Raw genomic sequence first — 21,042 nt, 5'->3', positions numbered from 1 at the left:
ATTAATATTATGATAGAAAACTTTCCAGAAATTAAAACGATAAAACTAAAATTAAATGATGTAAATGTCAATTGCTATACAGCTGGAGAATCTGGTTCTCCTGTGATTCTTTTGCATGGTGCAGGAGTTGATTCAGCAAATATATCTTGGAGTGAGGTATTAGGTCCTTTATCAAAAAAACACCGTGTATTTGCTCCTGACCTTCCTGGGTATGGAGAAAGTGATAAACCTAATGTGGAATATTCACTTTCCTTTTACATTGATATATTGAATCAAATAATGGATCGTCTTCACCTTGAGAAGGCTAACTTGGTTGGACTATCTTTAGGTGGAGGAATCTCTCTTGGGTATACGCTCGAATATCCAGCTCGAGTAGAAAAGCTAGTATTAGTAGGTGCGTGGGGGCTATTTAGTAAACTTCCTTATCATCTTCTCACTTATTGGTATACACAATCATTCCTCAATGAACTTTCGTATAAATGGTCAAGTAAAAGCAGAAGATTTGTGAAGTGGACGCTGCTAAATAGTTTATTTGGAAATCCTAATAATGTATCAGAAGAACTTGTAGATGAAATTTATGGATTTTTACAAGCACCACATGCTGGTAAAGCATTTATGTCATTCCAGAGAAGTGAGATTACACGCACAGGACTTAGAACTAAGTTGGCAGAAAATCTATCTGAAATTAAAAAACGGACATTAATCGTTCATGGATCAAAAGATACCTCGGTTCCTATTAAACATGCGTTTGAAGCACATGAGGCTATGAAGGATTCCGAGCTGTATGTAATGGAAGGGTGTAAACATTGGCCACAGAAAGAGAGACCGGAAGAGTTTACCCGAGTTATTACAACATTTCTAGGGAAAGAGTAAAGTAAAAATATGTACTTGAACAGGAGCTATAAAGAAATGAACATAGTAATTAAACAAGAACAGGTGAAAGACTATAAAATAACTGAAGAAGTGGTAAAGAATGCATTCGCTAATGCGGAGCACAGTGATAAAAATGAGCATCATTTGGTGTCTCGTATTAGAAATTCAAACGTATTTATACCAGAATTATCTTTAGTGGCGATGGATAATGATGATAACAAACAAGTGGGACATATTATATTATCCAAGATAAAAATTAAAAATGAAGATCAAGTTGTAGAGTCACTGGCTCTTGCACCTGTATCTGTCCTACCAGAATATCAAAATCAAGGCGTAGGTAAATTATTGATTAGTAAAGCATTGCAAAAGGCAAAAGAGCTTAGGTTTAATTCGGTTGTTGTTTTGGGGCATCCTGAATATTATCCGAAGTTCGGGTTCAAAAAAGCATCCACTTGGGGAATAAAAACACCTTTTGAAGTACCAGACGAGGCATTTATGGCAGTGGAGTTAGGTGAAAATACCCTTGATAAAGTTTCAGGAGTTGTTGAATATCCTCATGTGTTTTTTGAATAAAATGTAAATTGAAATTAAGAATATGACCATTAATTATATCTTTTTTATTGGTGTTCAATATTGTTTTTTCTGAAGAAGTTCTAGAATTGGAGATGATACAGCTGTTCCGTTTTTAGAGCCCCTCTATTAAAAGTATATCTTTCATGGTAGTTGAATCCATTTCTTAATTGATTCATACTTCGAGTAACATTATTAAGCATTTTTTGACTATAAAAAAATAGACTTTAATCAGTTAGTAGGGGAAATGGAAAAATGACCGCTGCCTCGGCCTTTGTGAAATAATTCGTTGTGATTAAATTGGCAAATCATCTTTAAACAATGATATAAAGGAGTGAGTTTATGTCTGCTAATAATTTTCCTGGACCAAATCCACAAACTCTATTTCCATTAGAAGGAAATAAAAATGTTCAATTTATTAAGCCAACTATAACAAGAAAAAATGTTTCTGTTGGGGATTATTCGTACTACGATAGTAAACATGGAGAGTCATTTGAAGAACAAGTTCTATATCACTATGAAGTAATAGGTGATGAACTGATTATAGGAAAGTTTTGTTCGATAGGTCCAGGAACAACCTTTATTATGAATGGAGCGAACCATCAAATGGATGGCTCTACTTATCCATTCCATTTGTTTGGCAGTGGGTGGGATATGTATGTACCTACCTTAGACGACCTGCTGATTAAAGGAGATACTGAAGTCGGAAATGATGTATGGATAGGAAGAGATGTAACAATTATGCCTGGAGTCAAAATTGGAGATGGAGCAATAATTGCTGCACAATCAGTTGTTACAAAAAATGTAGCCCCCTATACAGTTGTTGGAGGAAATCCTGCGATAGTTATAAAAAAACGTTATTCAGATAAAGTAATAGAGGATTGGCTAACAATAAAGTGGTGGGATTGGGATCCTAAGAAAATTAGTGATAATCTCGAGTTCATAATAGGTGGACATATAGATAAATTGAAAAAGAACAATTAAATTAAGATCGGACTGGATGCTTAATAGGTTCTTCTGATCTTTATTCTAAAATACTTCACTCTCGAAAAGTAGTGTGGATGATGACTTACTTGGTGGGTTTTGTACCAAAAGGTTAAGAAAGTAATTTAAGTAGAAAATCTATTTTCTTATATCTGAAACTCTTTTTCTACTATGTAGATCAATAATAAACACCTGACTGTCAAAATAAACATCTGCTACTCCCACCACCGATTTCGTAATAATAAACATTTGCTTTTTCAATATAGATCCAATAAATTCTCGGGTTTTCCTCAACAGGAGCCCGAGTTTTTTCATGGCTTTTTCAATATTTTTTCAATACAGTTATGTTCCTAAATCATTGTCATTACTGGGTTTATCCAATATCCAATTCAATAACAAATCAATACTCATTCAATATTTTTCTCTTTATTTTAGCCTTCTTTTATCCACTATCTTTTCTCGATTTTATCTTCATTCCATTATCAAATCTTTATTCCAACACCGAAAAAACCATGAAAAAACAGCCGAAAAGAGCTCGAAAAACGGTCATTTTTGAAGCAAAAAAGTGTGAAAATGGGGGTTCCGTAGCAAAACTTTATTATGACTCGAACGGTGGAATGCGGGTTGGAGGGGTGGGAAAAAGCAGATGATTATTCTTATGGTACAACTCAACCATAAAAAAGCCCAAGACATCAAGCTTGGTGGCTCATTCCAAGGTGAGAATATCGTAGAATGGGGGAATATGGCAGCAGGAGCATGTATTACGATCGTGCCGATGGTCTGCTTATTTCTACTATTTCAACGCTATTTTATCCAAGGTATTTCTGGCGCGGTAAAGGAGTAAAACAATGAGAGAGAAACTTTCGATTTTATCCCTGTTGTTAGTTGTATTTCTATCTGGCTGTGGTGTCCAAATTGTCCCAAAGGGATCCCAGCAAATTGAATCAATTGATCAACCGATCGTTCATACAGATCCTGACGAAAAGGTAACCTTAAATATAGTCGATTGGAGTGATAGTACTAAAAAAGCTCGCCAAAAGTTAAATGAACAGTTTATGAAAGACCACCCAAATGTAACGATTAATTATACGACATTGACGCAGGCGCAATTTAATGAAACGGTTGTTTCGGGGATACGCTCTGGAAATGCTCCAGATTTATTTCCTTTGCCATCAACAGCCACCTTTTCAACTGCGATTGATGAGGGCTGGTTTTTACCTTTAGATAATTATCTAACCGAGGACTTTTTTAGTCAATTTAGCGATGAAATTTGGCAATCGAATGTTACGACTAGGGATGGTAAAAGGTATTTACTCCCTGAAGCGATTGAAATACCTAATACACTCGTTTTTTATAATAAAGATCTCTTAAAAGAATCATCAATTGAAATTGATCCGGCTACACCTTTGACATGGGATGAATTCATTGATATTTGTTCGGAAATCACAGCGAAAGGTCAAGGGAGTTATTATGGCCTTGTCGCTAGTGGTGCCCAGAAAAATCGCTTAGATCTTGAAATCCGCTCTTTGTCAGAGTTAGCAGGGATCAACATTGGACCTACAGATCAAATATTTCTTAAAAATGGAGAAGCAGTCTATGATTCAGAAGGGGTCATCTCTGTATTTGATTTTTATTATGAACTTTATGAAAAGGGACTTTTTCATCCGGATTCTGGTTTTCTAACCGCACCTGAGGCCCGAAATGTATTTGGCGAAGGTCATGCGGCGTTTATTATCCAAGGCTCTTGGTCAATACCGACTTGGAATGAACAAAATCCTTCTTTGAATTATGGAGTCATGAAATTACCGGTACCAGATCCAAATAAGCAAACAAAAATCAGTCGTCCCTTCAATAAGGGGTGGTTAGGTATCTCAGCAACGAGTGAACATCCGGATGTAGCGGCAGAATATCTAAAATATTTATATTCCTATGAGTATCAAAAAGAATTAGTAAGCCAAGGTGGATTTGTTTCTATCCGAAAAGATATAACAGAAGCGGATATCAAAGATCCGATCATGAAAGCTTATTATCAATATGCAATGGAGCAAAGTGAGGAAACCTTCAATCCGCTGATTGATCATCCGGAGAATCAAAAGGTATATAGCCTTATTCAGCCTGTGACTCCTGATCTTGGGGATATTGGAATGAGTATCTTTGCAGATAGAGAAGATTATCCAACGCAATTGAAATATTATAATAACAAAGTTCAAGAAAACTTGGAACGAGCGGTTGAAATGGTTAATAAATCTGATCCAATTGATTTACAAGCGTTTGAATCTGAATAAAAAGATCTTCCGTAAGCTTTCTATATTCTTATTTTTCTCAGTGTGACTTTTAAGGATTGGAAGTGGGTTAGCATGGGCCCGATTGGTTCAAGAGTCTTTAGGTCATCTCCTTGTGCTAGTAAGAAATATTTTCGCAGAGACGAGTAACCGCAAATCACTCGGTGGGACGAGTAACCACAAATATCTCCGGTGAGACGAGTAACCGCAGTCCCAGTCCCAAATCAGTGGGGATGGGGGAAGGCAGATTAAACCCACCGGATCCTGTGGAAAGGCTTAGGTTCTGTAGGTCCACTTCTCACTGATTGAAATTTCCCTTTAAGGGTTGTCGAACGAAAAAATCCCTAAAGGGAAATTTTTAAACATAATATACAAGTCCTTAAACATATTATACAAATGGTTGGCAATGCTTTTTAAAAATGATGCTCCGCTTAGTGAGAAGGGGACTATCTCTGAATAAGCGTTGGATGAACGAATTCCTAATATCAATCGATGTTTCCCTATTTGATTGGGGTGGAGGTCTTATGGTAAGATAATCTCCGTAAAGGTAAGTAGATTCGTTAATTAGGAAAAAAAGATCGGATACTGTTATCGATGGAGGGCCTGTTCTTAAATAAGCTCAATAATTTAGCAGAAAAGGTGTACTTTTTCGTGGATTTTGGTATAATATATATAGAACTAGCATATAATAATAAAATGACCGCCTAAGTGTTTGGGCACCTAGACGGTTTATAACGATAGATTGTCCTTAGGTGATAGTCCATTGTTTATAAAAAAATGTCTTTCCACCCTATCAAAGCAAATGCTCTGTTGGGGTGGCTTTTATTTTTTTTGATTGTTTTGGCTTATCATTAAAATTAGCGTTGAAAAACTAATCATAATGACTAAAGCTTCATAAACAGTCATTAACATCACCCCTTTATATGGGAGTGACTATCTTCCTAAGTTTAGGCTATCGTACCTTTATTATAACACAATTTTTTGGAAAAAAAAGATAGAAGACCATTTAAAGTATCGTTTTCTTTTTCCTGTTATGTTTTTTATATCGTCCGTATGATCGGTATATTAGCAACTTATAATTAGATAAAATATTTATTTTATAAATAAGCTGTTTAAATCGAGAATGTTCTACCTATTATAAGAGGTGGTGTCCCATTCAAAAACCTTAAAAGTTTAATGATTAAAATAAGCGCTATTATCAAAAATTATGGTAGTATGGAAATATATATTGGATATATCGGTATTTTTTCAATGAATACTAAATAAAATTGAATGAACAGGTGAAGTCGAAATTGGAATGGAAAAATGATCATAACAAACCAGTCTATTTTATATCAAATAAATGTTCTCAAACAATTGGTGGGGTGCAAACTAAAATTAGACTAATAGAAGAGGCACTGCCACAACAAAGTTTTATTGAGATCCCTTTAGTTTATAATCAAAAAGATATTAAATTAGAAAAACTACCCAATGTTGAAATATACAGTAAAGTAACGGGTAGGAAAAAACCAAAAGATGAACGAAGAATAAATTTATTTGAAAATAATAATGGCAAGATAAAAGAAAAGTTAAATCCAAAAGACTCCAGACTAATTGTATTTGGTGTACAAAAGCTCTTTTTTATTTCAAACAAGATTTTGGAGAATAATGAAATCATTATTTTTCAATCAAATCGGCCAGATGTTACGTTTGGAACTATTGAATCAAAGAAAGTACCATTTATCTTATTAGATAAGATAAAGTACATTGATAAATTTTTATTCTATACTGAGGAAGATAAGAGAGAGATTATGTTTATTCTCAATAATTCAAAAGTCGAATATAAATTTAAATCTTACGTCGTACCTAATCCTTCTAAAACAATTAGAAAGCAAATCAGTAAATATACAAATAATTTAATTTATATGGGTAGATTCGATATGATTCAAAAGAATATCAAAGAATACACTCGTTTGGCTGAGAGACTCTATCCAAAGTATAAAATAAATGCCTATGGGGATGGAATAAGAAAGTCATTGTTAGATAATTCTAAAGTTAATGTAGGGGGAGTCATTAAGGATATTAGTCAAGTCGCTGACCAAAACAGTATTTTATTGTTATTATCCAATTATGAGGGATTTGGCAATGTTATTTTAGAAGCCTATTCCGTAGGTATGCCAGTTGTTGTCTATGATTCCTATCCAGCTGCTCGGTCTATTGTGACAAATAAGGCAGGGAAACTTGTCCCTTATGGAGACATTGCTGGAGTTGAAAATGCGATTGAAGAGATATTAAAAGACGAGGCTACATTTCAGATGTATTCTAACAATGCATTTGAAGAATCAAAAAAATATGTCAAAGAAGACATTATTAATAGCTATATCCATGTCATTTGGGATGATTAAAAAGGTCATCGTAAAGTAGCTCACTTTATCATGCGATGGTCTCCCGTGTATGGCTGAAATAGGCGAGGCTAGGAAACAAGCAATCTTTGATCATTAGCTACTTATTTTTTTAATGATAAATTTCAATTTTTGGAGGGTTTAATAATTGGGGATAGCAATTACAACACTAATTGTGCTTATTTTAATTAATGCTTTTTTTGCAGCTTCAGAGCTGGCATTTGTAAATTTAAACGATAACAAGGTAAAACATGATGCTGAAAATGGCGATAAAAAGGCCCAAAAGCTTTATCGTCTTATTTCTAATCCTAGTCTTTTCCTTAGTACCATTCAAATTGGGATTACCTTAGCCGGGTTTTTATCAAGTGCATTTGCTGCTGATTTCTTTGCAAGCCCATTGTCACAGTGGCTCTATGATTTAGGTGTTCCAATGTCGTTGGGGTTACTTCATACAATATCTGTCGTCGTTATTACCATCATATTATCCTATTTCACCCTGGTCTTTGGCGAGCTTGTTCCAAAGCAACTTGCTTTACAAAAAGCTGATAAAGTAGCAAATATTGCGCTAGGTCCTATTTCTATCTTGGCGAAAATTTGTTTGCCGATTGTAAAGTTACTAACCTTTTCAATCAATGCTATCCTACGTCTATTTGGGATTGACCCAAGTGCAAATAGTGATGAAGCGACAGAGGAAGACATCCGCATGCTGATTGATATAGGTGGAGAACGAGGGACGATCAATCAATCTGAAAGAAGAATGATTGAAAATATATTTGAATTTGATGATAAGGTTGTTTCTGATATTACAACACACCGAACTGAAATGTCCACTTTGTCAATTGACTTAGGCTTTGATGAAGTGATTCAACAAATTAATCAGTATAGATATTCAAGGTTCCCTGTTTATGAAGGGACAGTGGATAATATTATCGGGGTTCTTCATGTGAAGGATTTATTTCAATATCTTGTTCAAAATGATAGCAAATCATTTAATCTTAAGGACGTGATTAGAGAACCCTATTTTGCATTAGAAGCACAGACCATTGATGTTTTGTTTGCTAATATGCGTAAAGATAATGCTCATATTGCTATTGTACTTGATGAATTCGGTGGCACAGAAGGATTAGTTACAATTGAAGATGTGATAGAGGAAATCGTTGGTGAAATCTCTAGTGAAAGTATTGAACCAGGTTTTTCAAAAGAAGAGATCAAACAAATTGCTCCCAATCAATATATAATGGATGGTACATTTCGACTATGGGAACTTGAAGATCTGTTAAAAGTTGATTTACCAACTGAAGAATACGATACAGTTAGTGGGTTTCTAATTAGCCAAATTGGTTATATTCTTACAGAGGATGAAAGACCAACTATTGTATTTAAAAATTTAATTTTTAAAGTTAAAAAGGTAGTAGAAAATAGAATTGAAACAGTTGCGGTCATGGTCAAAGATAATAAACTTACAGACAGTGAGACATTAGAGGAATAACAAGGTTTTTTAGCGTGACAATGATTGACCTTATTTAAAAAGGATAAGGAAAAAAGATAGCCTTTTTCTCTAACCCTGACCGGAAGTCGGTTTAGGTTATTGGAGAATAGGCTATCTTTTCTTAGCTAGCATCCTCATTCACTTTAGAGACCAGGGTGAATTGGATCGTTATTACGTAGAATGCTTATTGGTGCATCTTCTGCTATCTGAGTAGGCAGTGAAACAGATACGGTTGTTACAAGTGTTAAGGCAATTAATAATGACATGAACACACGCTCCATCGTTTTCACCTCCCTTAATCGGTATGAAAGGCTTTATTTATAATTTTTGTATTGCCATAAGTGGGAGTCGTGCAAAGAAGTGGTCGCTCTGTTTCTCGATAAAATCATTGTACGATTGGATTAACATCTGCTTGTCGCTATAGGCTCGGCCTAAATAGTATTTTGTAAAGGGTGTTATTTCAGTTACCTCAGCTAATAACTGCTTGGCAAGTTCTGTATCACCACGGGCTAGCGCGAGATGGGCTTGTTCGCTTTTATCAGATGTTTTAATCCCTTCTGGTTTATTAAAATGGGCGTAAATGAAAGGAATATTATTTTCTTCAATCTCCGTTAACAAGTTGGTTATGTTATTTTCTTTTACAATTTTATATGCCTCTTTTATATGATAAACGGAAGAATCAAAATCATCGAACATAAATGAAAAGCTTAAGTTGATGTGCAGATAAGCAAGATGAATTCGATTATTTACTCCTGCTAGTGCTTGATAACCAAACTTACGCGCTAAAATCATTTCATTCCGCTTCCAGTAGTGGAAGAATTGTGCACGGTCTAGACGATGCTGTATATATGGATGGAGAATGCTATGGTGAATTTTATTACTATCTTCTCGAAACTGATCAAGTTTATTTACGATTAAATCAAAATCATAAAAGAAAATTTGAATCGAGATCATTAAAAACGTTATTAGACATTTAAGTGATAAATCATCTGTTCTAATCATTTGTAATCGATCTGAAATTTCCCTAAATGGCATTGTCTTATGATGGTGGGCCATTGTTAAGTCAAAGAAGGTCGCCCAATCATTATTCAGTTTTTTCGGGTGTTTTTTATTTTTCTCAATCAATTGAAACAATTCTGTGTAGTAGTCATTCATAAACAGAAACTCTAAACCAACACACATAGAGTAAGGGTCATTTGTTGCCATAAAATAGTCACGCATAGCTAATTCGTGATCAACCTTAGGAACATGTAAGTTTAACCAATGATAGAATTCCTCAGCATTCAAATGGTAATACTGGTTTTCCCCAATCCCTATTTTTGAATCATTAATTATTAACATCATTTTACACCTTTCACTATTAATCTATAATTATATTATGACAAACTATCAAATTTTTTACAAGGGGTTTACTGGAATATTCGTTCGTCAAATAACTCCCTTTTTCGACTCGTTTTTACGGAAATCCCCTTGTTTTCTCTATTATCAATAAAAAACTCTATTATCATAGCCACTTAAGTTTAGAAGTTGCTAATACTATTCCACTGAAGATGAAAACTTCTATTATTTAAATCTATTCCAATAAAAACATAATATCGTAAAACTATTAGATAATCTTATGGATAAATTATCGTTTGCAATTCAATAATGACTATGGTAAATTTGTAAATGAGAATGATTATCAGTGTTGCGAAGTAAAAAAGTGAGGAGGGCTAAGTTGGGAGATCTACCTATTAAAACAGTATTTGGTCTAGAAGAATTAGCGATTATTTTACCTGACCAAATTGTTAGTACGGCTATCGCCGAAGCAGGCGCTTTTGATATAACGACTTTTGGACTTGATGAAAAAGAATCAATTAGTACAGAGATTGTCGGTCAAGCAAAATTGATTTATTGTCTAGAAGGTCGATTAGAAATTACTGCTAATGATGTAATTAGGGAATTGGAAGCTGGATTTATGATTTTACTTGGATGTGGTACTCGTCATTCCATCAAGGCTAAAACAAAAGCTAGCTTTCAACAAGTCCATATTTACCAAACAGAGGAGAATGAATTCATGATTAATAAAATTCCACATAACGAAACCATTCGGTTGGCTGAACAAATCGAAATCGTTCCAAATCGGAAGACAAGTAAATCACTTGTACAACATAAAACATTAACACTAACATTATTTGCCCTTGATGCTGGACAACAAATTGCGCGTCATACCGCAACAGGAGATGCACTTGTGCAAATTTTAGAAGGTGAAGCGCTAATTACAATAGATCAGACAGATTATACCGTAAAGGCAGGGGAAAGTATTGTGATGCCTGCTGAGATCCCCCATGCATTGGAAGCTGTTGAAGCCTTTAAAATGTTATTGACAGTTGTAAAGCCTGGTGAATAAAATGGCTGAAGCAGGACACTCATTTTTAGCTCGATTAGGGAAGACACGTTTACGGCCTGGTGGCATAGAGGCGACGAATTGGTTATTTGAACATGTTTCCTTTGACAAAAATAAACATATTTTAGAGGTTGCTTGCAATCAATGTACAAATGCAATTGCTTTAGTTAGCAAGACAGGCTGCTCAATTACCGCTGTTGATTTAGATAAAGAAGTAGTTGAATTAGCAAGAAATCGTGTGGCTGAAGCGGGTCTATCGGATAAAATTAAAGTAGAGCGGGCAAATGCACTTAAGCTACCTTATCCGGATCAATCTTTTGATGTCGTCATTAATGAAGCAATGTTGACGATGCTGGGTGATAAACAAAAAATTAAGGCGATCTCCGAATACTATCGCGTTTTGAAACCAGGTGGGATACTGCTGACGCATGATGTGAAGCTGGCGGAAGGTGAGATGACCAAAGTAATCGAAGAACTTCAAAAGGCAATTCATGTTCCGGCTAAGCCACACAATGAATCGGATTGGCGAGAAATCTTTACTAAGGCAGGGTTTGAAGATTTAACGGTATCGACAGGATCGATGACATTAATGGATCCAATTGGAATGATTAAAGACGAAGGATTAGTTCGGACCTTAAAGATTTTCAAAAATGCAATAAAAAAAGAAAATCGGGTCTATTTTAAAGCGATGTTCCACTTTTTTAGAACCAATAAAGCAAATCTAGGATATATTGCAATCGTGGCAAGGAAATAATAAAAAGCTGAGACCGTTCTATATATCGGTACTCAGCTTTTTAATTAAATGAGTGCAGCTTTACTGACGGCAAACCTCCAACAAAGAAAAGCTTTGATTGTTGAACCAATCAGGCCATTACTGTCAATCGATCTTTCACCTACAATTCTTAGTTTTCTTCGAATCCTTGAAGTGGGAGTCTTACTGACAGTTACCTTGTGATAACTGGGGAATGGCTATTAAAGGCCCAATTCTTTCAGCTAACATTTAGTGGAGAGTCCTTTTACTAAGTTGAGATTCATTCGATTACTCCTTACCCCCATTTACGAAAAAGTTTTAACAAATTAGTGATTAGTTTCTTTATGATGAGTCCAAGGGAAGAATGAAGGTCATCGTCCTCAGGATGATTCTCACGATTAATTGTAAGGGTTTCTTCTGTTTTATTTCCTGCAACATCGATAAGTTCAAAATGTAATCTTGTCTCTTCTTTATCTAATTTTACGGTTAGGTCAAAGGTATCAGTAAAATTAGATTCTTCATAAGGTGCCTGTAAAGGTTGTTCATATTCATGACTATCATTGACGAAAAGTTTTAATGCATTAAAGTTGTCAGCTACGGATACCTTAATGGTTACTTCTGTTTCATCCATATCAACAGTGTTTGGTGCCTCGATTGATAATGAAGGTGGTGTTGTATCGATAATAATTTGTCGTTTAAAGGACAGGTCGTTTCCTCTACGATCACTTACATAAAAGAATAGATCAGGTGCGCCATCTGAATCAAATGTAAGGGAAGTATCAAATTCATAATGATTTTTATTTTCATTGTATGCAATGGAGATATCTTGCTCATTCACTTTGAAACTATTAACACCATAATCAGATTCAATATAGCCTTTTATGTCAATATCCCTTGTAGGATGAATACTTAAAACTGTTGGTGTTGTTACATAAAGGTGTGGAACTTTTTTTACATTAATCTCCTCGATAAGTTCGCTTGCCTGATTTCCCGCTCGATCTGTTACTTTAAATTCAACAGTTGTTCCTTCGTCAAGTTTAGAGACAGATAGAGTCCCTTTTTGCTTAAAATGATTAGCTGTCGGGTCAATTGTTTCTATTATCTCTTCATTTGCTATGATTTGAATCTGACTAATCCCCGCACCCTTATCAGTGATCTCCCAATCAATTGTGCCTTGTTTAACTTGATAAGTGGCTTTGATGACAGGTGCTTCTGTATCTACTAAAATAGGAAATTGAACACTTTGCCAATTGGCTGAGTCAAAGTCAATTTTAGCTCGAATTTCATAAAAATATAGACCATCATTAACAAGTTTTTGATTTACAGTTCCGTCCCAGGTGCGGTCGAGTAGATAAGAATAGCCAGGACTAGCAAAGGTCTTTCGGATATTGTTTTCGCGCTTAACTGTTTTTAACTTATTCCCTTGCTGATCAAGAATATTGTATTGAACAGTTTCAGCATTTCTTAAAAAAGTAACAACTGGTGTGATTTGATCATTAATATCGTCATTATTTGGTGAAAAAGCCAACACGTAATCTTGATCAGTAAAGTCTTCTAACTCAAAGATAGGTGTTAAATAGCGACCAGCTGGTGTGACCATTCCAGTGTGGGGTAAGAAGGACCCTACCCTATATCGTTCCAGGTCAATGATCGGTGCCTGATCCCAATCTCCATAAAAACCGACATAAGGAACAGATAGAGATGGTAATGCTTCATTTGTTAGCGTGACAAAACCTTCGATAAATGTCCCATTAGGGAAAGACTCATTAAGATCCTGTTCGTAAAACCAATCGACCGCATCCGTTAGATCAACTGTTACGGTAAACTCTGTACGGCCACCAGCAGGTATCGTTATTTCATGACTGGAAAAAGAAATTGGATATTCACCCAACCATGGTGCATCTGAAGAAGTTGACCCTGCTTTAAAAATACCTTGTGCTTCAATTAAGTTTCTTCCGGAAACGATAAGATCTGTTTGTACATTACCATCAAGCTGATAAGTAACCTCTTGGTCACTAAAGTTTTCTGCTTGTAAGGTAAATGAAAAGGTTTGGCCAACTTCCTGTAAACTAACTTTAGCCTCACCAGAGCTTACATCAGTGACAACAACAGGGGTTTCTAAAGCTGCATGAATATCCATGATACCTGCTCCTTGTTGACGTGGTGAAGCAGGATTTTCTAATTGATAGTGATCATTATATAAATGCTTATCCATAACAATTTTTGATGTATTTAATAAGATGTTTTTAGCGAAGAGCGCCCGATCATGGCCCGATAAATGAAAGTGTTGATCGATTTGTTCCAAAATAAGCGCAGAACCACCAGCTACATGAGGGGCAGCCATGGATGTTCCACTTTTTAGTCCATAGTCATTTCCTTGGAGCGTTGATAGTATATTTCCACCAGGTGCGGTAAGCTCTGGTTTAAAATCTAAATTGGGTGTTAACCCCCATGAAGAAAATGAAGACATCTGGCCTGCCTCGGGATTTGCTGTCACGACAGTATCCTCCCTAAATTCAATCCAAGCGTTTTGATCAGTTTCCAGTAGATGAATTAAGTGTTCACCATCTGCCTTTGAAATAAATAATTTTGGAATGGTTATACTTTTGTCTGTGGCCATCGTTGTATAACCTGAAGAGTGATTGTAAACAATCATTCCAGCACCACCAGCATTCTGAATAGCTAGTGCTGTATCGATGAAGCTTAAGCCACGCTGTAATAAAATAAACTTGTCCTCGATATCTAATTCTGCCAATCTATCCATCAATAAATCTAAATCATTATCGTGCTCGATATAAATGATCTCTTTTGGCTCTTTCAATGATTTATGGTAGTCATTTGAGGGGACAAAGGCCACTTTTCCATCCTTTTCTTTAGTTGACCAATGAAAGGCTTCTCTTTCAATAAAAGTATTCTCAATTGAGGAAATACCAATTGAATCACCCGCAACACTTGGAGAACCGACTAGGCCAATATCAGGATTCGTAGCGAGTGGGTAATTTGTATTTAATTCTTCTGAAAAATAACTGGAGTTTCCAGCAGAAACGGTAGCGATTATCCCATTATCAACTGCACGTTTAATCGCTTCTTGTTCTGGAGCATTTGGTCTGACAAATCCGGCAACAGATCCTAAACTTAGATTGATGACATCTGCTCCGAGTAAGATGGCGTCATCAATTGCCTTTACATAAATATCACCATAAGTTGAGGAGTAGAGTGGGTCATCACTAAAGACTCTTAAAGCTAACAATTGAGCCTCTTTAGCAACTCCTTTAATTTTCCCATTTGCCCCTGCTGTACCCGCAACATGCATGCCGTGATTAGTTATTTCAGGTCCTTGTTCAACAATGACTGTGTTTTTATCCATATAATTATAGCCATATGGGATCTTTTCAGTAAAATAAATACCAGCTAATTCATGGTCAATCTTTAATTGTTCAATCGTTTGTTCTGTTAATTGCTGTTCATGAGTTACGGTTAAATTCATGTCTGAATGTGAGGGATCGATACCTGTATCAATAATGCCAATGATCATTCCTTCACCCGTTAATCCATAATCCTCCCAGGTCTCAGCAGCCTTGATCAGATCAATGCTGTAGTTCATATCTGGCTTTTGCTCTTGAGGAAGTTGATATTCATTAACGATATGAACGGCTTTGACACCCTTAATATTACGAATTAAGTCATATTCTTTATCCGTTATTTCAGTACTAAAACCATTGAATACGGTAGTAAACTGATGCTCCACATCAAAGTCAATTCCTTTAGCCGAAAGTTTATTTATAACGGTTTCTTGGGCACTTAATAATTCGTCCTGTAATTCCTCTTGTAACTGTTCATTAAGTTCCTTATAAAGTAGGCCTTGTTCAGTCGCATGGGAAATAGCAGGGGAATCTTTTAATTCAACAATAATTCTTATCTTGTCAGTTTGATGATTGTGATCAAATGTTTCTTCGGAAATCTCCGGATCCAGGTTTTCGACGATCTCCTCAGGTAGTTCGAGTTGCTTTTCTTCAGCACTTGCTGCGTGAACATGATAGAATGAGTCCAATATTGGTGAAAAGTAAAGGAATAAAATAAATCCAAGTAAGCATTTTTTCTGAAACCTTTTAAAGTTCATTTTTCTTCCACCCCTTAAATAATAATAAAGTAAGACTTAATCAGTGGGGTTTGGGCCTACAGGATCTAGACCATGCAGACCTTATCACAAGATGTGGTGGGTTCCCCTATCCCCACTGATTGAGATTGGAACTAGGACTGGGATTGCGACTGGGACTGGGGCTGCGGTTACTCGCCCCATCGGAGACATTTGCGGTTACTCGTCCCATCGAAAACATTTGTTACTTCCACAAGGGCAGGGCCTAAAGGCCTTTGAACCAATCGGGCCCTTACTGACAGTTGCACTGCGATAAAAAAAGACTATCCAAAATACTTTGTTAGATAGTCTAGGTGCTAAGATAGTTTGTTTGAGTGTGGTTTTTTAACATAAATCGATTATAACTATTAGTTTACGATTGGAAATTTATGAAAACAATAGTTCGAATGGATTATATCCCCGACAAAAATCACTCTTTTTTGTCAAATGAATATTTGTTTACCTGATCCATATCAAGGATAGGTTTATAGAGTAAACCCTCACTCAGTGTTGGGGTTGCCCCCTGAATTGACTTCCCACAGACTATTAATCTTCCAGCTATCATTTCAGGATCTCCTTTGTTGAAAATCTTACAGGTAATTAATCTGTGCTAACATAATAAATTTGGCAACTAAGGACATGTTTACTACAAGTAAGGACCTTACTTTTTATAATAAATAATCTATAATTATAGTTAGAAGTTAGTTTGAAAATCTGTCATCTTGTACAGGTTTTTTTATAAAATATCTCTTGTGAAATAATGAGCATAAAGGGGAGGAAGTAAAATGGCTGTACTATATGTACCAAGTACGAACTTAGTAGGTAGAGGTTGTTTACAAGAATTAACTCCATTTATTGAAGATTTAGGATTTAAAAAGGCTCTTGTTGTAACGGATCGATACCTCAATGATTGTGGGATTGTTGCTAAAGTAACTGATCAATTAACACAAGCGAAAGTTGATTTTGTTATTTTTGATCAAGTAAAACCAAACCCGACCACGAAGAATGTTCATGATGGTGTCGATGTCTTTAAAAAAGAAAATTGTGATTTCATTGTCTCAATTGGTGGGGGTTCACCACAGGATGCAGCTAAAGGTATTGGGCTTGTTGTAACTAATGGTGGAGATGTTCGTGAATTTGAAGGTGTTAATCAAACGAATAAGAAGTCAATTCCGACAGTTGCTGTCAATACAACTGCAGGGACATCAGCTGAATATACAATCAATTATGTGATTACAGATGAGGAACGAGAAGTTAAAATGGTCATGGTTGATAAGAATAGTTTAGTAACGATCTCTGTAAATGATCCTGAATTAATGCTAGATAAACCGAAAGATTTAACAGCTGCTACAGGAATGGATGCATTAACCCATGCAATAGAGGCAATTGTTACACCGGGCGCATATGGAATTACTGATGCAACTGCACTTGCAGCAGTCGAAAAGATCTTTAAATATTTACCACGGGCAGTAGAAGATGGCCAGGATATTGAAGCACGTGAACAAATGACTTACGTGATGTTCTTAGCTGGTGTTGCATTCAATAATGCTGGGTTAGGTTACGTACATGCGATGGCCCACCAATTGGGTGGGGTTTATGATCTGCCACACGGAGTCTGTAATGCAATGCTTCTACCAATCGTTGAACGGGAAAATGCCAAACGCGATCCGAAGAAATTTCCAGCCATTGCAAAAGCAATCGGTTTAGATGTTGAAGGTAAATCAGCAGAAGAGGCTGCTGATGAAGTTATTAGAGCCATTACAGATCTATCAAACAAAGTGGGGATTCCAGCTAAATTATCAGAGCTAGGTGTAGAAGAGGTTGATCTTGACAAGTTAGCAGAGAATGCAATGAAAGATGCCTGTGCACCAGGTAATCCATTTATCCCAACTAAAGAAGAAGTTATTGCGATGTTTAAAGAGATTTTATAATTGTAGAAGATGAATAAAAGAGTTATTTACTAACGCCATTGAATGGATGTTTGTAAATAACTCTTTTTTGTTTGTTTTATTGCAAAATTAATTTGATTACGTTATTGTTTATATCGCCCTTACAGATTTCCACCTGCATCTTAGAGTTTTTTGAAAAATGAAGTTAGTTTAAAAGAGCATCTATCAGATGATGATGAGCAACTTCACTTAATGATTAAGTGATTCATTCATTTCGATTTCAACTTGTTCTAATCTTTTTTCTAAATTAGCAATGAGTAATTGTTCCATGCTAATTTGTCCGCGAATTGGAAATTTATTTGCTACCGCTTTAGCTTGTTTGATGTGCTTCTTTGCTTGGTCAAAGTCACCAAGATACCAATAATAATGTGCCTTCACACGTTCACCGTTTAAGTCATGATCACGGGTCAATGTTTTTTCATTTAAGGCATAGTATTTAGTGACCCACTCGGGTTTGTTTAATAATACTCCAGCCGTAATTAATTCGTTGTATATACCGGGTAAGATAATTGTTGAAAAATCATCTATTCCCTGGATCAATTTATTAGCGAATTGAGCGATTTGATCATTATCTTCTCGGTCTAATGCTTGATAATATTGTAATAACAGCAAGGACGGATCGCTAGTGTCTGTTAAATAGTCTAGATTAAAATTTAGCTTTTTAGGTCGTATACCACCAGCAAGTTGTGTGTAGAGATTCATTGTGGCTAGCATCGATGGCACAGTTTGTTCTATTTTTATCATAGAAAAAATAATCTTCCCGTCTGACAATTGATTGCCTGCTGTTTTAAAAGGGATCAAATTAATTAAGCCAAGTAAAAGACTAGACAAGCTAAAAAGATAAATAAAGCTTTTCGTATATAAGTTAGTGGCAAAAGGTAAGGCGAATAGAATAAGTAGCCCAGATAAAATATTAAAGATGATCCCACCACCATAATATAGAATATGCTTTTTATCACGGAAGTCGGAACCTTTAGGTGGAACCATTGCACATAGCCCACTATAACCTTTATTTTTAATTAGTTCAAACTTCATTTTGCCATTTTCATATGTAAAGGAAAGAAATCCAATTCGGTACATCAGTAATTGATAACCAAGGAGTTTCCCAAAAAGGTAGTGGCCCAATTCATGAATATTAATGACACAAAAAAGGGAGAGCATGAGAAGTAAATATAATATAACAATATCTGTTAAGGTAAAATCAATGGAAACATCGTATATTGCGAGAAAAATGCCAATGGAAAATCCAATAATGACACAAAGCGCAATCATTAAAATACTTAATAATTTTTTCTTCTTCATTTTGCTGGTCTCCTAAACTATAATCAAATATGTTGTTCATTTCGTTTTTGTTTGTCTAACTTAGACAAACCGTACAATAGGTAGTATGTAACAGACTAGGTAGATTTCAATAAAATATAGACATGATGATGTTGATTTACTTGATCATATGTACATGATTAAACGAAATTTAATTGTCCAAATTAATAACTCTAAGCATACTGATTATCTTGAAACTATAAAATGACCCACCCTGGTTCGCATTGTGAAGAGGCGTGGTGGGTCCAGATACCGTATTATACGGTATTCTTTCAAGTTTGTCTATATCATTATAAAGTGAAACTTTAATCAGTGGGGAGCTTGGGCATACAGGACCTAGGTCATGCAGACCTTACCACAGGAATTGGAGAGTTTAGTCTGCCTTCCCCTATCCCCACTGATTATTAGTTGAACCAATCGGGCCGTTACTGTCAGTTGATCTCCCACTACAATTCTTATTTTCCTACGAAAGCTTGAAGTGGGAGTCTTACTGACAGTTACACTGCGACAAAATCCAAAACTTTTATAATGAGGATCTCATCTTTTTTTGTGGTAATCATTATTTTCAAGTGATTGATGCTTTATAAATAGAATCAACCGCTTCTTTTAATGTTTGATCAAATTCTTCATCGGATTGTTGAAATCTTAGATTTTGTGATAATGCTCTTGAGAAACTAGCGATCAATCCGTGATTGTTACTCAATTTTTCATTAGCATCTTCTACAGAGTAACCCCCTGATAAAGCAACGACACGAACAACGCGTGGATGATCTATTAAAGGTTGGTAAAAATTATCGACAGTTGGTATCGACAATTTCAGCATAACATTTTGATCACTATCTAATTTGTTAAGTTGTTTTAATAGTTCATCTCTTAAGAAGGTCTCCGATTGTTCTTTATCCTTGGCCTTAATGTTCACTTCGGGCTCAACAATAGGGACTAGGCCAGCAGCAATAATTTGTTTAGCATAGTCAAACTGTTGTTCGACAACTTCAGCAATTCCCTTTTCGTTAAATGATAGGATATTTGAGCGCATTTTAGTACCAAAAATATTCCGCTCTTTTGCTCGTTCTAATGTTTCAGCTAAATTGTCGATAGGTTTCATTAATTGAACACCATTTTCCTCGTTAGCTAATCCTTTGTCTACCTTGAGGAATGGGACAATACCTTTTTCAGTTAAATAATCACCAGTAAATACATTATCAATTTTCCGATCCATCGTTTGTTCGAATAAGATTGCGCCAATAATCTTGTCAGATGTAAATGACGGTGAAGTAATAATTCGTGCTCTCATTTCTTGGACTAAGTTGAACATTTCTTTCTCGGAATCATACTCATCTTCAGAGATTCCGTAAGCGGCTAAAGCTGTTGGAGTACTACCACCACTTTGATCTAAAGCAGCTATAAATCCATCTTTTGAACGCATGATTTTTAATTGATCTTGAGTCATTCCAACACTCCTCTTAATAATTTATTTACTATAGTATTATTATCGAATAAATTAAAGTTATGTTCAAGAAAAACGATTTAAATAAGATTATCAACTTTGAAAGTAAAAATTTCGGTGATTAAAGCAGATAAAGGCGATTTCTTGACTTATATAGGTGATTACTGTAGTCTGAGTGGTAGTCATTAAACCCTTCGTTAGGTAAGGCTCCTGTGATGGAGAGACGCTGCTGCCCAAAAATGTCCAAAGACGCCAATGGGTCAACAGGAACAATCGAAATAAGGTTGTTTTTAATGTAGCTGGATCATTATCCTATGCCTCACAGTGCTAAAGCTCTACGATTGGAGGATATTTGTCAGCTTTTTTGAGGCGCCTTTTTTTGGATTTCAGAAAGCAATAGAGTTTTCAGATTCAAATAAAGAGAAAATAAATTCATTCAATAATAGATGTGTGAATGTCTTTTTTCTAAAGCATA

Annotated in this window: 15 protein-coding genes and 1 riboswitch; of the genes, 10 read left to right on the top strand and 5 right to left on the bottom strand. The window is 35.5% G+C overall.

Annotated features, from left to right (window positions below):
• Positions 1-9: 9 nt before the first annotated feature.
• From KQI76_RS08185 to KQI76_RS08155, 7 genes are all read left to right on the top strand, one after another.
• Complete coding sequence (locus tag KQI76_RS08185; protein ID WP_188384406.1) at positions 10-873, top strand: alpha/beta fold hydrolase; 864 nt, start codon at positions 10-12, stop codon at positions 871-873.
• A gap of 36 nt (positions 874-909) precedes the next feature.
• Positions 910-1,446, top strand: a complete 537-nt coding sequence (locus KQI76_RS08180; protein WP_216399840.1) for a GNAT family N-acetyltransferase — start codon at positions 910-912, stop codon at positions 1,444-1,446.
• 339 nt (positions 1,447-1,785) lie between these two features.
• Positions 1,786-2,427 (top strand): Vat family streptogramin A O-acetyltransferase, encoded by a 642-nt coding sequence (locus tag KQI76_RS08175; protein ID WP_216399839.1) that lies wholly within the window; start codon positions 1,786-1,788, stop codon positions 2,425-2,427.
• Between the two features lie 658 nt (positions 2,428-3,085).
• Positions 3,086-3,271, top strand: coding sequence for a hypothetical protein (locus KQI76_RS08170; RefSeq protein ID WP_216399838.1), 186 nt, complete (start codon positions 3,086-3,088; stop codon positions 3,269-3,271).
• A 4-nt stretch (positions 3,272-3,275) separates the two neighbouring features.
• On the top strand, positions 3,276-4,712 hold the full coding sequence (locus KQI76_RS08165) for an ABC transporter substrate-binding protein (protein ID WP_216399837.1): 1,437 nt from the start codon (positions 3,276-3,278) through the stop codon (positions 4,710-4,712).
• Between the two features lie 1,289 nt (positions 4,713-6,001).
• Positions 6,002-7,093 carry a glycosyltransferase gene (locus tag KQI76_RS08160; RefSeq protein ID WP_216399836.1) on the top strand — a complete coding sequence of 364 codons (1,092 nt, stop codon included), beginning with the start codon at positions 6,002-6,004 and terminating at the stop codon, positions 7,091-7,093.
• 145 nt (positions 7,094-7,238) lie between these two features.
• A complete protein-coding gene (locus KQI76_RS08155; RefSeq protein ID WP_216399835.1) occupies positions 7,239-8,579 on the top strand; it encodes a hemolysin family protein in 1,341 nt (446 codons plus the stop codon).
• Between the two features lie 143 nt (positions 8,580-8,722).
• Here the strand turns inward: KQI76_RS08155 and KQI76_RS08150 are convergent, their stop codons facing one another.
• Together KQI76_RS08150 and KQI76_RS08145 are read right to left on the bottom strand one after the other, a co-directional pair.
• The gene (locus KQI76_RS08150; RefSeq protein WP_216399834.1) at positions 8,723-8,860 is read right to left on the bottom strand and encodes a hypothetical protein; all 138 of its coding nucleotides are present in this window, start codon (positions 8,858-8,860) and stop codon (positions 8,723-8,725) included.
• 37 nt (positions 8,861-8,897) lie between these two features.
• Positions 8,898-9,920: an AimR family lysis-lysogeny pheromone receptor gene (locus tag KQI76_RS08145; RefSeq protein WP_216399833.1), complete on the bottom strand. Its 1,023-nt coding sequence runs from the start codon at positions 9,918-9,920 to the stop codon at positions 8,898-8,900.
• Between the two features lie 376 nt (positions 9,921-10,296).
• Here KQI76_RS08145 and KQI76_RS11810 point away from each other — a divergent pair, with 376 nt between their 5' ends.
• Both KQI76_RS11810 and KQI76_RS08135 read left to right on the top strand, forming a co-directional pair.
• Complete coding sequence (locus KQI76_RS11810; protein ID WP_253288877.1) at positions 10,297-10,968, top strand: cupin domain-containing protein; 672 nt, start codon at positions 10,297-10,299, stop codon at positions 10,966-10,968.
• A 1-nt stretch (position 10,969) separates the two neighbouring features.
• On the top strand, positions 10,970-11,719 hold the full coding sequence (locus KQI76_RS08135) for a class I SAM-dependent methyltransferase (protein ID WP_216399832.1): 750 nt from the start codon (positions 10,970-10,972) through the stop codon (positions 11,717-11,719).
• A 292-nt stretch (positions 11,720-12,011) separates the two neighbouring features.
• Here the strand turns inward: KQI76_RS08135 and KQI76_RS11960 are convergent, their stop codons facing one another.
• Positions 12,012-15,836, bottom strand: coding sequence for a S8 family serine peptidase (locus KQI76_RS11960; RefSeq protein ID WP_216399831.1), 3,825 nt, complete (start codon positions 15,834-15,836; stop codon positions 12,012-12,014).
• An 800-nt stretch (positions 15,837-16,636) separates the two neighbouring features.
• Here KQI76_RS11960 and KQI76_RS08125 point away from each other — a divergent pair.
• Complete coding sequence (locus tag KQI76_RS08125) at positions 16,637-17,782, top strand: iron-containing alcohol dehydrogenase (RefSeq protein ID WP_216399830.1); 1,146 nt, start codon at positions 16,637-16,639, stop codon at positions 17,780-17,782.
• 207 nt (positions 17,783-17,989) lie between these two features.
• Here the strand turns inward: KQI76_RS08125 and KQI76_RS08120 are convergent, their stop codons facing one another.
• Together KQI76_RS08120 and KQI76_RS08115 are read right to left on the bottom strand one after the other, a co-directional pair.
• Positions 17,990-19,102, bottom strand: coding sequence for a site-2 protease family protein (locus KQI76_RS08120; RefSeq protein ID WP_216399829.1), 1,113 nt, complete (start codon positions 19,100-19,102; stop codon positions 17,990-17,992).
• A 583-nt stretch (positions 19,103-19,685) separates the two neighbouring features.
• Positions 19,686-20,570, bottom strand: coding sequence for a fructose bisphosphate aldolase (locus tag KQI76_RS08115; RefSeq protein ID WP_216399828.1), 885 nt, complete (start codon positions 20,568-20,570; stop codon positions 19,686-19,688).
• A 183-nt stretch (positions 20,571-20,753) separates the two neighbouring features.
• Positions 20,754-20,920, top strand: a riboswitch (M-box (ykoK) riboswitch).
• Positions 20,921-21,042: the final 122 nt, after the last annotated feature.

The organism is Amphibacillus sp. MSJ-3, from assembly GCF_018919165.1.
In the GTDB taxonomy this organism is placed as follows: Bacteria; Bacillota; Bacilli; order Bacillales; family Amphibacillaceae; genus Amphibacillus.
Note: the sequence above shows the minus strand (reverse complement) of the source record. Positions and strands in the feature narration are given on the sequence as shown.

What these genes read in the sequence shown, in the direction of transcription:
- KQI76_RS08185 (WP_188384406.1), top strand. Translation starts at nt 10, where the DNA reads ATGATAGAAAACTTTCCAGAAATTAAAACGATAAAACTAAAATTAAAT.
- KQI76_RS08180 (WP_216399840.1), top strand. Translation starts at nt 910, where the DNA reads ATGAACATAGTAATTAAACAAGAACAGGTGAAAGACTATAAAATAACT.
- KQI76_RS08175 (WP_216399839.1), top strand. Translation starts at nt 1,786, where the DNA reads ATGTCTGCTAATAATTTTCCTGGACCAAATCCACAAACTCTATTTCCA.
- KQI76_RS08170 (WP_216399838.1), top strand. Translation starts at nt 3,086, where the DNA reads ATGGTACAACTCAACCATAAAAAAGCCCAAGACATCAAGCTTGGTGGC.
- KQI76_RS08165 (WP_216399837.1), top strand. Translation starts at nt 3,276, where the DNA reads ATGAGAGAGAAACTTTCGATTTTATCCCTGTTGTTAGTTGTATTTCTA.
- KQI76_RS08150 (WP_216399834.1), bottom strand. Translation starts at nt 8,860, where the DNA reads ATGGAGCGTGTGTTCATGTCATTATTAATTGCCTTAACACTTGTAACA.
- KQI76_RS08145 (WP_216399833.1), bottom strand. Translation starts at nt 9,920, where the DNA reads ATGTTAATAATTAATGATTCAAAAATAGGGATTGGGGAAAACCAGTAT.
- KQI76_RS08135 (WP_216399832.1), top strand. Translation starts at nt 10,970, where the DNA reads ATGGCTGAAGCAGGACACTCATTTTTAGCTCGATTAGGGAAGACACGT.
- KQI76_RS11960 (WP_216399831.1), bottom strand. Translation starts at nt 15,836, where the DNA reads ATGAACTTTAAAAGGTTTCAGAAAAAATGCTTACTTGGATTTATTTTA.
- KQI76_RS08125 (WP_216399830.1), top strand. Translation starts at nt 16,637, where the DNA reads ATGGCTGTACTATATGTACCAAGTACGAACTTAGTAGGTAGAGGTTGT.
- KQI76_RS08120 (WP_216399829.1), bottom strand. Translation starts at nt 19,102, where the DNA reads ATGAAGAAGAAAAAATTATTAAGTATTTTAATGATTGCGCTTTGTGTC.
- KQI76_RS08115 (WP_216399828.1), bottom strand. Translation starts at nt 20,570, where the DNA reads ATGACTCAAGATCAATTAAAAATCATGCGTTCAAAAGATGGATTTATA.